This window comes from Cohnella baijiui, from assembly GCF_020731285.1.
Classification (GTDB): Bacteria; Bacillota; Bacilli; order Paenibacillales; family Paenibacillaceae; genus Cohnella.
On sequence record NZ_JAJFOW010000059.1, the window covers coordinates 16,195 to 29,738 of the forward strand.

Here is a 13,544-nt window from a genome sequence, read left to right on the forward strand (position 1 = left end):
TTACCTCCTTCGTACTCGTATCTTCAACTTGCGGCGGGGGGCCAATCGCCTCCTCGACCGGCGCCGGCGGTAGGACAGGATGGTGCGCACCTGGCGCCCCGCACGGCCTCTGCGGCGCCGTCCCACTCCTCTGCGGCGCCGCCCCGCCGACTTTCGCCCGCGGATTGGACGCTCCGGCATCGGCTTGCCCAGAGGCACGTCCTCCAGCGCGAGATCCGACACCTCGCGCACGTCCGCGAAGCGGAAGCCGTTCCGAAGCAAGGCGCGCGCGGACGGGAAGGGCCGGCGCCGGCCGCCTTTCAGCCAATATACCGTCGGTCCGCTGCCCCGTACCAACCCGGCGGCTGGAAGAGCCGCTCCCGACGGCGCAGGCGGCGCGGGCGAGAAGCTGCCCGGCGGCGGCAAACTGCGCAGAAGCCCGTCCAGCGACGCGCGAAACGCCTCGATCCCGAACAGGCGCTGCGCCTCCTCCGCGTTTCGCCGCCCGACGGCCGCGCGGAGCTGCTCGTTGTCCAGCAGGGTCGAGATCCGGAAAGTCAGCCCGGAGACGTTGCCCGGCGTGACGAGATAAGCCTCGTTGCCGGTCATCTCCAGAATCTCTTGGAGGCCGCCCGACGCGAACGACACGACCGGCTTGCCGAACGCCATGCCTTCGAGCGCCGTCATCCCAAAGCCTTCGGCGACGAGGCTCGGCACCGCCAGGACGTCCATCGCAGGATAGACCGCGTCGATGCGCTCCTCGAAGCCCAGCCAGGCGGCGCGGTCGGCCAGACCTGCGGCGCGCAACAGCTCCCTGCACTGCTGTACGTATTCCTCGTCCACCGGCATGCCGACGATCAAGAGCCGCGCCCGCGGGTTCTGCACGGCAATCGGCAGCATCGCCTGAATGAATTCGCGCAAGCCTTTGTTCGGATAGATCGTCGCCGCGATGTATCCCGCGACGAGATGATGGTCGCCCCAGCCCAAGCTCTTGCGGAGCGACGCGCGCGCCTCCGGCCAGCGATGCGGCATGTAGTCTGCCGCGTGCAGATAGGGGCGCAGCACCGATCCTTTGGCTGCCCGCAGCTCGGGAGGCAGGGCGCCGAGTACCGTCTCGGAGATGCCGACGATCCGCGTGCTGTAGACGTTCACGGCGTCGGCGGCCAGCGCGCGGTACGGCGACTCCCGAAGCGTCTCCATGAGCGACCAAATGACCGGAATGCCGAGCGCGGAAGCGGCCATCGCCGGCATCGGATGGACGCTGGTATTGACATAAACGTAAGCAGGCCGCTCCCGAAGCAGGAGAAAGACGAGCGGCTCCCACGTGGGTTGCTGGCTCAGCGCGTGAAGCTCCTCCTGCACGTTCGGGCTGCCGAGATAGATGGCGAGGCCGAGCGGCAGGTCCAGCAGGACCGTTTCCATGCCGTTCTGCCTCGCTTGAACCGCGAGCGCGCCCTCCTTCGGGACGACCATGACGCAGTGAAAATGCCTGTTCAACTCCTTGGCGAACAGCAAGAGCAGCTTCTCGGCGCCCGTCACGACGTCCGGTCCGCACAAATGGGAGAACAGGAGCAGCTTCGGACGATCGGCCACCGGCGTCAACTCCTTCTTCGCGCTCCGCCCGTCCAGCTTGGCGCCGGACGCCCCGGCAGTAAGCGCGTGATGATCACGCTACATCCGTAGCGAAGCTACCGTGCAAGCCAATCGGCCCTGTTCCCTTCCGCTAAACGAGCGGGGCCGTGGCGATATCCAGCAGTTGGGAAAGGCGGGACACGTACGTATGGTCCCGGAGCGTCCGGTAAAGGCCGCGCATAGCAATCTGCTGCCGCTCCTCTTCGTGCTTCAAATAGTAGTCCAGCTTGGCGGCCATATCCGCGGCGGAGTCGTATGTGACGATCTCAACACCGGGCGTGTAAAATAGCGCGAGATCGTCCCGGTGGTCCGTCATCAGCAGCGTCCCGCAAGCCTGGATCTCGAACGTGCGCGGGTTCGGGGAGACGGCCGGGATGTTCGCCAAATTGCGGTTAAACGTGTCGTCGTCGTGCGCGCGGTGGACATTGATCACGATCTTGTGCGCGTTGTACTGCTCGGCCGTCTCCTCCGGCCCGAGCCACTTGCCGAGATCGATGCGTTCCTTCCAGCGGTCGTACTTCGACAGGCGGTCCCACCACAGGCCCGACAAATGGAACTTGCGGTGCGCGATCTGCGGCAGCAGTTCCTCGAATAGCCGGATCCGGTTCCAGTAGGCCGTGCCGATGAAGCAGATGTCACCCCGGAGTGCGTAGCGGGGATTGCGCGGACGATAGGCGTTCATATTCACGCCGAGCGGCAGGTAATGCACTCGGGAACACCCCAATTGTTGATAAAAAGAGACACAATTGCGTTCGAGCGTGAATACGAAGTCATAGTGCGGGGCGATTGCGGAGGTCACGTCCGTATAGTAAGGATCGTCCGTAAACCAGATGGCCGTCCGGATCCCGAGCTCCCGCATCCGATCCGCGTACGCGACCGGAAGATTCATCCCTTCCAGAATAAGCGCGAGATGCGGACGTTCCCTTTCCGCGAAGCCGAGAATATCGTCGACCGGCGCAAGCACCGACACGCGCGCGACCAGTCCCTGAAGCGTTTGACCGATCCCTTCGTCCAGGGGGCTGTACGGGAATCCTTTGCCGGACGTGACGAACAGCAGATGCATGTCTCTCCGGTACGTCGGCACGACGGTGCTGCGCATCATCGATTCGCAGCGCCCGTACCAGTATCCGTGCTGCCAACCGAGCGTAAATCCTTTTTTCTCGACCGAACGCGTCTTCCGCTTCCGCAAGACCGCCCTGCGCAAAGCCGAACGCCCTTTTTTCCGTAGCAAGCCGATCTCCTCCTGTCGTCTTCGGGTTACGGGCGGGGCTGCTGCAGCACGTCAAGCAGGTATCCGACCCGATGCAGGAAGGTATGCTGTGCGCGGGTGCGCTTGTAGCTGCGGGCCGCAACCCATAATCGTTCTTCCTCGTGCCGCAGGTAATATTCGATCCGATCCATGAGCTCCTCCGCCGTTCGGAAGGAGATCACCTCCGAATTGACATCGTAATGATCGGGCAGCTCCGGACGCTGATCGGTGAGCTGGAGCGTGCCGCACGAAGCGATTTCGAAGGTGCGGGGATTGACCGATTCGGCCCCCCAACCGTGCGTGTTTTTGTTGTCGCTGAGCGGCTCCGGCGTGCGGTGGACGTTGATGACGATTTTGGCGCCGTTGTAGTACTTGACCGTCTCGGGTACTTCGATCCAGCCGTCCCGGACGTAGGCGGAGACGTCGGAAAAACGTTCCATGCGGTTCCATAGGCTGCCTGCAAGGAGCACCTTCTTGTTTTTCAGGTAGGGCGCGATATGGTCGAATAGCTTCACCCGATTCCAGAAGGCGACGCCGATAAAGCAGACGTCCGTCCGGTACGCCTCCGGCACCGCCATCGGGCGGAACAGCTCCTGGTGCGCGGCGAGCGGCAAGTGATAGACCTCCTTGCACCCGAGCGCCCGGTAATGCGGCACGCAGCTACGCTCGTGCGTAAACACGACGTCGTACCGGGGGGCGATGATCGCGGTGTCTCCCGAGACGTATGGATCGTCCACGAACCAGATCGCCGTCAGGATGCCGAGGCGGCGAACCGCGTCGATCTGCTCGAGATGATTCGCCGGAAACGTATGAAGGCCGTTCATGACCAGAACGGCATCCGGGCGAAGCTGTTCGGCGGTGGCATGCAGCAGTGTCGGATCGACGACGGTCAATTGGACGGTCTGCTCCAGCGCCGCGGCCACCCCTCGGTCGATCGCTTCGAATCCTTGCGGAACGTACAGCACGCGCAGCATCCTGCGCCGTGCGGCTGGCTGGGGCGTATGCTCCAGCACGTGCTCGCACGCCCCCAATCTCCAGCCGTCCAGCCAGCCTTGGCGCCGGCCGTCGCGAACGCCGCGCCGAAAGGAAAGGCTGGTCCTGCCGGCTTTCCGTTTAACTCCGCGCCTGTAAGGCATGTTCATCACCCGAGTTCAATATATGCGCCTCGCTTGGGGGGGACTTGGACCCTTATCCATCCGCAGGCGCCAATTCGGGCAATTCGCCTTCCGACGCTTGTCCCCTACGATAGGGACGAGTCGTTATGGGCGGCCGAGAGGGACTGCACCGCGCCGAACGCGCACCCTATGCGCGGTACGAGATTCGTGCCGGTGCGTTTGCGGAACACGCGTAGCGGCTTTCGTGCGTAGTGGATTAGTCCACGCAGGCGAATCCCCGGAAATCCGTCCGATAATTGGTTCAAGGCTTGCACTCGTATCATCAGATGGCTTTCGTATTCGAAAAATCGAATAGAATCGTGCGTTTTAGCGGGGAAGCGGACACTCGTATTCGAAAAATCGAATAGAATCGTGCATTTCAGTGCGATAGCGGGCTTTCGTATTCGAAAAATCGAACAAACCAACGCAAAGGGTACCTACTTTGGCGTGATGCCGCCACATTCGGAGAATCTGCGTAGTTGAACTACCTTCATGGGTCTTTTCGTCCCAAAACCCCCAAAAAAAAGACCTTCACCTCGCCCGCGGCGGTATGGAAGGTCCTTTTACCCGCTTTCGCGGCCGATCTATTCTCGGCCGATATGAATGCATCCGGGATCGCGTCCGAGCCGGCGCGGCTACGCCTTTTGCTCGTACGCCAACTGATGGCCGTCCTCGAATCCTTTGGCGAACCCGGCATTGTATCCTTCTTTGTACGCGGCGTTGAACCCCTTCGAATACTGGTGGCGCGTCGTGCCCTTGGCAGTACGGCCGCGCACCACGCGCGCCCGCTTGCCTCGACGGGTCCCGCGGGCGCCCGCCGTTCTGCGCCGCTTGACGGGCCTCGCGACGGCCCGGCGTTTACGGACGATCCGCCGCCGCTTGCCCTTGCGTATCGCAGACAGACTAATCTCGCCCATCCCAATCTCCCTCCGATTCTCGTTCGCGCTTGAACCGACATGCTGCCCCTCTCGCCACCCACGGCGCGGCGGGCTTCCCCCTTTTGGGCGGCTGCCACGTCACGCCGGTCACCGAGCCAAGCATCGCCGCCTGCAAGCCGGACAGGACCCGGACATGCTCTCGCACACCGGCCGGCGTAGCGCCGCCGCTGCCGGCCACGTCCGCCACGGCGTCCAGGATGCGCGCCATCGCATCCTGGCTCTTAGCGATCGCGCCCAGCATGGACAGCTTTACTTCCCACTCCCGGCTCAATCGGCTCATGAATCCGAATCCCCCGAACCAAAGCCGCCTAGCAGCGCGGACATGCCGCCTTCGTCCTCGCCCGCCGGCGTCAGGATCGACTTCATGCTGCGGTTCATCCCGTTGCACAGCTTCGTCAAACCGTCGAGTAGTTCCACGTTCTGCTCGTGGAACTTCAGCGACGCGGACAGCTGCTGGGAGTGGAGCTGCACGGAGTCGGTCGTGACGTGCGTAAGAATCCAGTTGCGCACCTTCTCCGTCTCGAATGCCTTTGCCTCCAGGATCATGGCCATGTTCCACTGCATCTTGGCGATGGCGTCCAACGTCAGCCGGTACGCGTCCTCTCTATTCATCCCCTCGTCCTCCTCTCCGCGCGAGGCCTCAATCGAAATCCGAAGCGGCCGACGGCGAAGCTTCGGCTGTTATTCTTCTTCCTGGATGTCCGCCGCCTTGACGACCGTCCCAAGGCCGTCCGCCAGCGCCTCGTGAAGCTCGGCAAGCCCGTTGACATATGCGATTACGCTTTTCGTCACGTCCGACGAGCTCTCCATCAGACCCTCCAACCCATTCAATTCGGGATGCACGTCCGGGATGGCCATCACCAACTGCGACATGCGTATCGTTTCTTGCCTCTTGGCGTCCAAGATCCTCGCCATATACTGATGCGATTGGGACAAATGGACGACAATTTCCGTTAACAAATCCTGCATGCCGACTCCTCCATCCCTGTCCCCGGCGCGTTTGCCGAACCTTCTACAGCATATGCCGCCTCCGCTCGCTTGCCACCGATGCCGGGGACGATGTTTTCGGCGAACGTTTTCCCCCTTTCAAAACGCCGCGGCAAACGACAAAAAAGCAGCCGCCGTTGGATCGGCGGACTGCTTTATCGTCGCGATGCTAGAGCGCTTGCCGCAGGAGCGGAGGCGCGATGATTGGCAGGCCTTCCTCCCAAGCCGCCAGCACCTCCGGCTGCATGACCTCCATCCGCTTCAGATGCAAATGCCAACCCTCCATTGCCGCAGGTCCGGCGATTCGTCTGGCACGGCCTTCCTCGAGGTGGTAAAGCGTGCCGTCTGGCAGCGCGACGACGCCCTCCGTCGTCTCTACGCCCCGCCAACGCCGCTCCGCCTCCTCGGCGGAAATCGGCTCGCTGATCGGCCACTGCCTCAGATCGGTTTGAGAGACCCGGACCGGTTCGAAGGTAAGAACCCCCTCCACGAGCCGCCTCGCCCCCTCTTCGATCCAGTAGACGCCCGCGCCGATGCCACGTACCGCAACGCGGCTCGGAAACAACGAAACCATCCCCTTCAATCCTTGCGGGGAACGGGCCAAATACCGGTGCGTCGCGTGGATCCATTCCGTCCCGTGCTGCCACTTGTAGAGGAAGTACTGCTCGTTGCGCTCGTTGATCTCGTTGAACCGGTCCCCGAGCGCTTTGATGCTGGCGCTGCCGAAATGATGGATGAACGTATCCGCCGCGACGACCAGCGACTTGCCGAGCAGACGGACTCGAATATTGTAGTCGTCGTCCTCGAAGTTTCCGAATTGGAAGCCTTCGTCGAAGTAGCCGACCTGCTCGAACAGCTCCCGGCGGAGCAGCAAGCAAAAGCCGACCAACCTGTCCGTGCGGCGCCACAAAGCCGGATTCGAGACGTTATACGTCTTGGCGTAGGCATACATCTCGCCGATGTCGCCGTACGGGACTTTCATCTGTTGTTCCCCGCTGCTGTAGTTGGTCAGCGGCCCGACCATGCCGATGCGCTCGTCGCTGTTCAGGCAAGCGAGCAGATTGTCGAGCCAACGATCGGTGACGAGCGTATCGTTGTTCAGCAGCAGCAGCGTCCGTCCTTTGGCCATCATCAACCCCGCGTTGATCGCGCCGGCGAAACCCTGGTTGCGATCCAGCACGCGATAGCGCACCGCGCCGCCGAGCTTGCGCAAATAATCGGCGGTCCCGTCCGTGGAGGCATTGTCGACGACGATCATCTCGTAGGGCAGTTCGGTATGATCCATAATGCTGGCCAAACATTGCTGAAGGAGCGCCAGCTGATTATACGTCGGGATGATGATGCTCGTGCCTTCGAACAAGGTATCATAGCTTTGCAGTCCGGACTGAACCCCTTCGCGGTAGCCGTTGGCGAAGCCGTCCTCATACGGTTTCGACGCGGGCACCGGCGATGGCCGGCGTTTTCGGCCGCCCTGTCTGCGCGAGCTTCGCCGGATCCGCAAAGGCGGGCTACTCCGGAAGCGGCGGGCGGACGATCGCCCAATCCCTGTGGCCATGCCCCTCTCCTCCTTCGTCCTTTTTCCGTTTAACCCGTCGCTTCGGTTACCGAGCGGGTTTTGCCCGCGCGGGAACACCGCTCATGGCATTGCCCGCGTGACCGAAATCCAGCGCCACCCTGCCGGTTCTTTCGGCGAGATGCACGCAAATCGGAACGGCTGCGATGCCGGCGGACACCAAGGCCAAATCGAACGCATGACGCATTCCTTCTTCGACGATTCGGCCGACGTCGCCTATTCCGTCGACGGGCTGAACCGCGCCGGTCACTTCGATCCCCGCGGCCGACAGCGCCTGCGCCAGCGCGACCGCTTCGTTGCCGATGACGAGGACGCGTCGATTCGCGAGCAGCCGCATGAGGTAACCTTGCTCGTATAGCGAGTAATTGACGAGGGATGACGTCAAGGGCAAACGCTCGAGCGCCAAGCCGATCGACGCCGCGACCGCGAACAGGAGCGGCTGGAAATGCGGCCTCCGGGACAGCGGAACGCCGATGAGCGAAGCCCGGGACAGCACGGCCGCCAGCTCGTCACGGGCCGCCGGATCGGGCACATCCAGCCCGGCGTTCGGCAAAAACGGCCCTTCCCGATGGACCGCCTGCGCCGGAATGACGGTATCCTGCGAAAGCGTGAGCAGTTCGCCGTCGCCGAGCCGGACGAGCGAATACGGCGTCCGCCCGGTCAGCGCCCGTTCGATCTCCTCGTACGCCGTTTCGGGCGTCCGCAGCGGGATACGGCGCGAAAGCACGGCCCGAACCCCCGCATCGATCACTTCCTCGAGCGACACGCCCGGAACGATCGCGTCCGGCGGCAGTCGCTCCTCGAGCAGCTTTTCCCCGCCGTCGTATCGGCCTTCGCGGTAGCCCTCCGCGTATCCCGCCTCCGGTTCGGGGGGTGGATGGCGCCGATGGAGGGTGGGTACCCGGCCAGCCCCATAGCTGCGATTGCGCCGGAGCCGGCGGCCCGCTCTCCGCTTCCCTGTACGGCGTTTGCCCGACCGTCGGCGGACGGCGCTTGTACCGCCGCGGGACTTCACGGCAAAGTCCCCTTTAACCTCCGGCCCGCTTCCTCCAGCGATTCGAACGTACCGGCGTCCGTCCACCAGCCCGAGACCGTCAGGTGTTCGAGCCGCTGCACCGCGGCATAGGCGTTGTTCACGTCGGTAATCTCCATTTCACCGCGCTCCGACGGCTTTACCCGCTCGATGATGTCGAAGACGTCGGGGTGGTAAAAATACAAGCCCGTGACACTGAAATTTGACGGCGGATGCTCCGGCTTTTCTTCGATTCGGACGATCCGCGAGCCGTCCTCGCCGAATCGGGGCACCCCATAGCGGCGCGGATCGTCCACTGGGTAGAGGAGCACCATCGCCCCTTCGCGCTGCCGCTCGAACGCCTGGATGTAGGGGGTGAGCGGTTTTTCGAACAAATTGTCGCCGAGCAGCACGGCGATCTTCTCCCCGGGGCCGATCACCGGCCTCGCGAGCTCCAGGGCTTGAGCGATCCCTCCCGCCTCCTCTTGCACGCGATAGACGATCGATACCCCCCAATCGCGCCCGCTCCCCAGGACGTCCGAGAATCCGCCAATGGCGTCCCGACCCGTCACGATGACGATCTCCCGAATGCCGGCTTCGCGCAATCGGGTGACGCCGTAGCAGATCATCGGGTAAGCGCCGACCGGCAGCAAATGCTTGTTGGTCCAAAACGTCAGCGGCTTGAGCCTCGTTCCGGTGCCGCCTGCCAGTATGACTGCCTTCAAAACTGTACCCTCCTCATAAAAACGCATGCGGATCGACGTGCCATTTGTCCACAAACAATTGATAGTTCCGCTCGACGAGCTTTTGCTGCGCCTCCGGATCGCTCCGGAACGTGGCGCTTCCTTCGTGGTGGATAAGCGCGTCGGGGCAGATGAGCAGCCCGTAGCCGTGAAGCCTCGCTCGCAGGCAGTAGTCGTCGTCTTCGTAATGTCCGGGAGAAAAGCGCTCGTCGAGCAATCCGATCGTCTCCATCAGTTCCCGGCGAAAAACGAGGCACAGGCCTACGATGCGCTCGACCCGCTTCCACTTCTCCGGCGCGGAGACGTTGACATGGGCCGCGATCCGCTCGAATTCATCCATATCGGCATACGGATAATGCACCTGTTGCTTGCCGCTCACATAGTTGCACACCGGGCCGACCATGCCGATCACAGGTTCGCTGTATAACGCCCTGAGCAGATTGGACAACCAGCGCCGCGAGACGATCGTATCGTTGTTGAGCAGCACGATCGAGTCGCCCGCGGCGATCCGCATCCCTTTGTTGCAGGCTTTGGTAAATCCTTCGTTGCGGGGCAGGGAGACCAGCGTCAGCCGCTCGCGCCGGCACCAGTCCGCCGTTCCGTCGGCGGAGCCGTTGTCGACGACGATCACCTCGCAGTCGACATCCTTCGTATGCCGCCGGATCGAAGCGATGCAAGCTTGCAGCAGGTCGAGCCGGTTATAGGTCGGGATGATGACAGATGCCCTTGTCATAGACCACTCCCCCCCAAGACGCTGCGATTGCGTACCTTGTCTTGAAATTGGAGGCGCGGTCCCTTCGCCGCGATCGCCTCGCGCCAAGCTTCCGCGTACTCGCCGGCCGCCCCTTCCGCCGGCTGGGCCGTCCACGGCGCCCTGCCGCCGATCCCCACCTTCAGACCGCGCAGCAGGAGGGCCGCGTGTGCCTTCGGCAGAGCGGCGAGGGACGCGGCCCCAACCGCATCCAGTGCCTTCCGCGAGAGGGCGAAAGGCAGGGTATCCAGCGCGTTTGTCTTCAGGTCAGGCCGGCCCAGCGACAGATTCAGAAATTCCTTCATCCATCTCGCCGCTCCACGGCGGTGGAAGGGATCGTCCCCGGCCGCGCAGTCGTTCAGCGCGGCATCCAGGCCGCCGTCGCAGCGCCAGAGAAACGCGGCGAGCTCTTCCGCCGGGACCGGCCGGTGTCCGTCGACGAACAAGACGATATCCGCGCCGGTCAGCTGCGCGCCCAGAGCCCGTCCGACGCCGGGCTCCAGTTCATGCGGCAGATGAGCCACCACGGCGTTCGCGCATGCGCGGGCCGCGGACCACAGTTCTTCCTGAGCGTCGCCGAGCACGACGACGATTTCCTCCAACGGCAGCTCGGATAGCTGAGCGAGCGCCGAGCTGAGCGCGCCCGGGTCGGTTCCCGCATGGACCACGGCGGCCGCCTTGCCTCCGAGCGCGATCGGCATGATCGGAACCGCGATCCCCGCGCCTTCCCGCACGCCCCTCGCGAAAGCCAAGCCCGCCGTTTTCCAGTACGGCCACGACGTCGGCCGGGCGTCGCTCGCTCCCGTCCTGGCGACCGATCTCCAGTGCCGCAGCGCCTCGTCGCGGAGCCCTTCTTTCGCGCCGCTGGGATGCGCGTTGCGCCAGGCCGAGCCGAGCTTGACCCCTTCCCGACGCCACCGAACAACCGTGCGAGTCGCCGCCGCTCGCCGGCCTGGCTTCACCTTTGAACCAACCCGGCGAGCTGCGCCCGTTCGTCTCCCGGCCGCTCTCCTGCGGCCGAGCGCCATGCCGGTGGTTGCCTTCCTTGCACGCCGCGCCCCGCCGCTGCGCTTCGCTCCGATCGCCATCATCTCCCCCTCCCTTGCAGAGGGACACCGGCGGCGCCTGGCGCGTTCGCGCTCTGGAGCCACCAATGGATGGCTTCCGCATGATCCCCAACGATCAGTTGCTCCAATGAGTTGTTGCGTTCGCGTCGGACGCGCAGCGGATTCAGCCGCCCGACGTCCACGCGCTTCGCGCGTCTTACCGCAAGACCCGCCCGAATCGCCATCGTATGCGCCAGCGGAGGAACAGACAGCGCGGCCGCGCCGATCGTCTCGAGCGCACGTCGGCTCATCGCATGGGGTACCGCGGTCATGGACGCACCCGCCAGGTCGGGCCGGCCGAGGAGCGCATTCAGCGCGTGCTTCGCCAGGACGACGCTATGCACGGAAGCGCGACGTGTCGGACCGGAGTAGTCGTTCAGCGCCACGTCGACGCCGCGCTCGACTGCGTCGGTGAAGCCGCGCAGCTCGGCGGCGGGAATCACCATGTCCGCGTCGACGAACAGCAGGATGCTGCCCGAAGCTTCGCGGGCGCCGATGGACCGGCCGACATCGTGGCCGAGCGGCTGGTCGAACACAAGCACGCGGGCGCCGCTGCGCCGGGCGATCGCGAGCGAGCCGTCGGTCGAGCCGTTAACGACCGCGATCACCTCCGTTCGGGGATGCACGCGAGCAGCCTCCCGCAGGACGCGCGCCAATGTGCGTCGCTCGTTCATCACAGGCACGATGACTGAAATGTGAGGCGACGTCCGCGCAGACGCGCTGGCATCGGGAAGCGGCAAGGACGCCGGGGACGCTGTCCCTAGATCGATTCGAGGCTTCTTGAGCCTGCGCGGCGGCCGAGAGGCCGTTTTGCGTTTGCGCCCGTTGCCGGCTCTTATTGTCATGCGTTCCACCCCTCCTGATCGGGCAACGGTATACATGACATTGTATGTGCAACGTGTCCATGCGCAACGGCATCTGTACGCCAAGGCAATTGCAGGAAGGCATGCCGAACAGCCGAAAGCGAACTTTCGGCTGCGCGCAAGTCTATGGGGATTCTTGCTTCCGGCGGCATGCTCGCCGCGAACGGTCCCGGCACCGGCGATTGTGTCTTTCGTCAGCTTCCGCTTATTGCGGGTCTGCCGCGCGCCTGCCCACGGCAATCCACTGGATCGCTCCTTGCGGTGCGGGCGTAAACCGGGTACGCACGACCGTCAGCACCGCCGAAGACGGCGCTTTTTGCTGCAAAGCGCAGACGCAGGAAGGATGATCGGACATGGCTACGAGCGCATACTCGTCGTCTGCGAACGGTTCGTTGAACGTCACCACTAGCTCGAGCTGTTCTTCGTTTCCTTCGAACCGGTAGGGCGCGTGGCCGAACCGCATTCCCACCCCGGGCAGCGAAGCTGCGACTGGAAGGAGGCCCATGGGCGATGAAGCCGCGTTGTCGATCGGCGCATTCGTCCGGGTCTGGTCGGCTTCCGCCGCTTCGCCGATTCCGGCGAGAAGCGCGGCCAAGTCGGGGGACAGCTTGCTCGCCGTAACGCTGCCATCCGCCAGCTTCGCCTCGGTTACGCCACCGTCCGCCAGCTTCGCTTCCGACACGCTGCCATCCGCCAGTTTGGATTCGCAGATGCCATCGTCGGCAAGATGATGGCGCAGAATAGAGCCCGGCAATACATGCGAACTGCTTACGCTGCCTACGGCGAGTTTCTCCAGCGTAACGCTGCCTGACGCCAGCTTCGCAGACGTCACGCTCTCGTCCGCCAGGTTCGTCTCGGTCACGCCTCCAAACGCGAGCTTGTCGCCCGTTACGCTGCCGCCCGCCAGCTTCGCCGACGTCACGCTATCGTCCGCCAGATTCGTCTCCGTCACGCTGCCGGATGCGAGCTTGTCGCCCGTTACGCTGCCGTTTGCCAGCTTCGCTTCCGTCACGCTGCCGTCCGCCAAATTCGTCTCCGTCACGCTGCCGGACGCGAGCTTGTCGCCCGTTACGCTGCCGTGGGCCAGCTTCGCTTCCGTGACACTGCCTTCCGCCAGCTTCGCTTCCGTCACGCTGCCATCCGTCATCTTCGCCGACGTCACGCTATCGTCCGCCAAATTCGTCTCCGTCACGCTGCCGGATGCGAGCTTGTCGCCCGTTACGCTGCCGCCCGCCAGCTTTGCTTCCGTGACACTGCCTTCCGCCAGCTTCGCTTCCGTTACGCTGCCGCCCGCCAGCTTCGCCGACGTCACGCTATCGTCTGCCAGATTCGTCTCCGTCACGCTACCGGATGCGAGCTTGTCGCCGGTTACGCTGCCGTGGACCAGCTTCGCTTCCGTGACACTGCCTTCCGCCAGCTTCGCTTCCGTTACGCTGCCATCCGCCAGAATCGTCTCCGTCACGCTACCGGATGCGAGCTTGACGCCGGTTACGCTGCCGTTAGCCAGCTTCGCTTCCGTTACGCTGCCATCCGCCAGAATCGTCTCCGTCACGCTAC

The 13,544-nt window shown here is 63.8% G+C and carries 14 protein-coding genes; all 14 read right to left on the reverse strand.

Going from position 1 to position 13,544, the window contains the following annotated elements; translation table 11 throughout:
• Complete coding sequence (locus LKX83_RS34535) at positions 1-1,572, reverse strand: glycosyltransferase family 4 protein (protein WP_227886596.1); 1,572 nt, start codon at positions 1,570-1,572, stop codon at positions 1-3.
• A 130-nt stretch (positions 1,573-1,702) separates the two neighbouring features.
• A complete protein-coding gene (locus LKX83_RS29940) occupies positions 1,703-2,842 on the reverse strand; it encodes a CgeB family protein (protein WP_227886597.1) in 1,140 nt (379 codons plus the stop codon).
• A gap of 26 nt (positions 2,843-2,868) precedes the next feature.
• Positions 2,869-3,996 carry a CgeB family protein gene (locus LKX83_RS29945; protein ID WP_227886598.1) on the reverse strand — a complete coding sequence of 376 codons (1,128 nt, stop codon included), beginning with the start codon at positions 3,994-3,996 and terminating at the stop codon, positions 2,869-2,871.
• Between the two features lie 653 nt (positions 3,997-4,649).
• Positions 4,650-4,931, reverse strand: coding sequence for a hypothetical protein (locus LKX83_RS29950; protein ID WP_227886599.1), 282 nt, complete (start codon positions 4,929-4,931; stop codon positions 4,650-4,652).
• Positions 4,918-5,232 carry a hypothetical protein gene (locus LKX83_RS29955; RefSeq protein ID WP_227886600.1) on the reverse strand — a complete coding sequence of 105 codons (315 nt, stop codon included), beginning with the start codon at positions 5,230-5,232 and terminating at the stop codon, positions 4,918-4,920. Before LKX83_RS29955 ends, LKX83_RS29950 begins: the two co-directional genes overlap by 14 nt.
• A complete protein-coding gene (locus LKX83_RS29960) occupies positions 5,229-5,564 on the reverse strand; it encodes an alpha-helical endospore appendage domain-containing protein (protein ID WP_227886601.1) in 336 nt (111 codons plus the stop codon). Before LKX83_RS29960 ends, LKX83_RS29955 begins: the two co-directional genes overlap by 4 nt.
• A gap of 69 nt (positions 5,565-5,633) precedes the next feature.
• Positions 5,634-5,921 carry a nucleoside-diphosphate sugar epimerase gene (locus LKX83_RS29965; RefSeq protein WP_227886603.1) on the reverse strand — a complete coding sequence of 96 codons (288 nt, stop codon included), beginning with the start codon at positions 5,919-5,921 and terminating at the stop codon, positions 5,634-5,636.
• A 187-nt stretch (positions 5,922-6,108) separates the two neighbouring features.
• Positions 6,109-7,494 (reverse strand): glycosyltransferase family 2 protein, encoded by a 1,386-nt coding sequence (locus LKX83_RS29970; protein ID WP_227886606.1) that lies wholly within the window; start codon positions 7,492-7,494, stop codon positions 6,109-6,111.
• 46 nt (positions 7,495-7,540) lie between these two features.
• Positions 7,541-8,527, reverse strand: coding sequence for a GT-D fold domain-containing protein (locus LKX83_RS29975; RefSeq protein WP_227886609.1), 987 nt, complete (start codon positions 8,525-8,527; stop codon positions 7,541-7,543).
• Positions 8,524-9,249 (reverse strand): sugar phosphate nucleotidyltransferase, encoded by a 726-nt coding sequence (locus tag LKX83_RS29980; RefSeq protein ID WP_227886611.1) that lies wholly within the window; start codon positions 9,247-9,249, stop codon positions 8,524-8,526. Before LKX83_RS29980 ends, LKX83_RS29975 begins: the two co-directional genes overlap by 4 nt.
• A gap of 13 nt (positions 9,250-9,262) precedes the next feature.
• Complete coding sequence (locus LKX83_RS29985) at positions 9,263-10,000, reverse strand: glycosyltransferase family 2 protein (RefSeq protein WP_227886613.1); 738 nt, start codon at positions 9,998-10,000, stop codon at positions 9,263-9,265.
• A complete protein-coding gene (locus LKX83_RS29990; protein ID WP_227886615.1) occupies positions 9,997-11,109 on the reverse strand; it encodes a hypothetical protein in 1,113 nt (370 codons plus the stop codon). The genes LKX83_RS29985 and LKX83_RS29990 overlap by 4 nt, the downstream gene beginning before the upstream one ends.
• Positions 11,106-11,798 carry a glycosyltransferase family 2 protein gene (locus tag LKX83_RS29995; protein ID WP_255654988.1) on the reverse strand — a complete coding sequence of 231 codons (693 nt, stop codon included), beginning with the start codon at positions 11,796-11,798 and terminating at the stop codon, positions 11,106-11,108. Before LKX83_RS29995 ends, LKX83_RS29990 begins: the two co-directional genes overlap by 4 nt.
• Positions 11,799-12,192: 394 nt before the next feature.
• The coding region (locus LKX83_RS34755) for a WIAG-tail domain (protein ID WP_227886618.1) at positions 12,193-13,544 on the reverse strand (1,352 nt) is incomplete at its 5' end.

Bases quoted from the DNA above. Each gene is read 5' to 3' on its own strand.
- LKX83_RS29945 (WP_227886598.1), bottom strand. From the start codon at position 3,996: ATGCCTTACAGGCGCGGAGTTAAACGGAAAGCCGGCAGGACCAGCCTT.
- LKX83_RS29950 (WP_227886599.1), bottom strand. From the start codon at position 4,931: ATGGGCGAGATTAGTCTGTCTGCGATACGCAAGGGCAAGCGGCGGCGG.
- LKX83_RS29955 (WP_227886600.1), bottom strand. From the start codon at position 5,232: ATGAGCCGATTGAGCCGGGAGTGGGAAGTAAAGCTGTCCATGCTGGGC.
- LKX83_RS29960 (WP_227886601.1), bottom strand. From the start codon at position 5,564: ATGAATAGAGAGGACGCGTACCGGCTGACGTTGGACGCCATCGCCAAG.
- LKX83_RS29965 (WP_227886603.1), bottom strand. From the start codon at position 5,921: ATGCAGGATTTGTTAACGGAAATTGTCGTCCATTTGTCCCAATCGCAT.
- LKX83_RS29970 (WP_227886606.1), bottom strand. From the start codon at position 7,494: ATGGCCACAGGGATTGGGCGATCGTCCGCCCGCCGCTTCCGGAGTAGC.
- LKX83_RS29985 (WP_227886613.1), bottom strand. From the start codon at position 10,000: ATGACAAGGGCATCTGTCATCATCCCGACCTATAACCGGCTCGACCTG.
- LKX83_RS29990 (WP_227886615.1), bottom strand. From the start codon at position 11,109: ATGATGGCGATCGGAGCGAAGCGCAGCGGCGGGGCGCGGCGTGCAAGG.
- LKX83_RS29995 (WP_255654988.1), bottom strand. From the start codon at position 11,798: ATGAACGAGCGACGCACATTGGCGCGCGTCCTGCGGGAGGCTGCTCGC.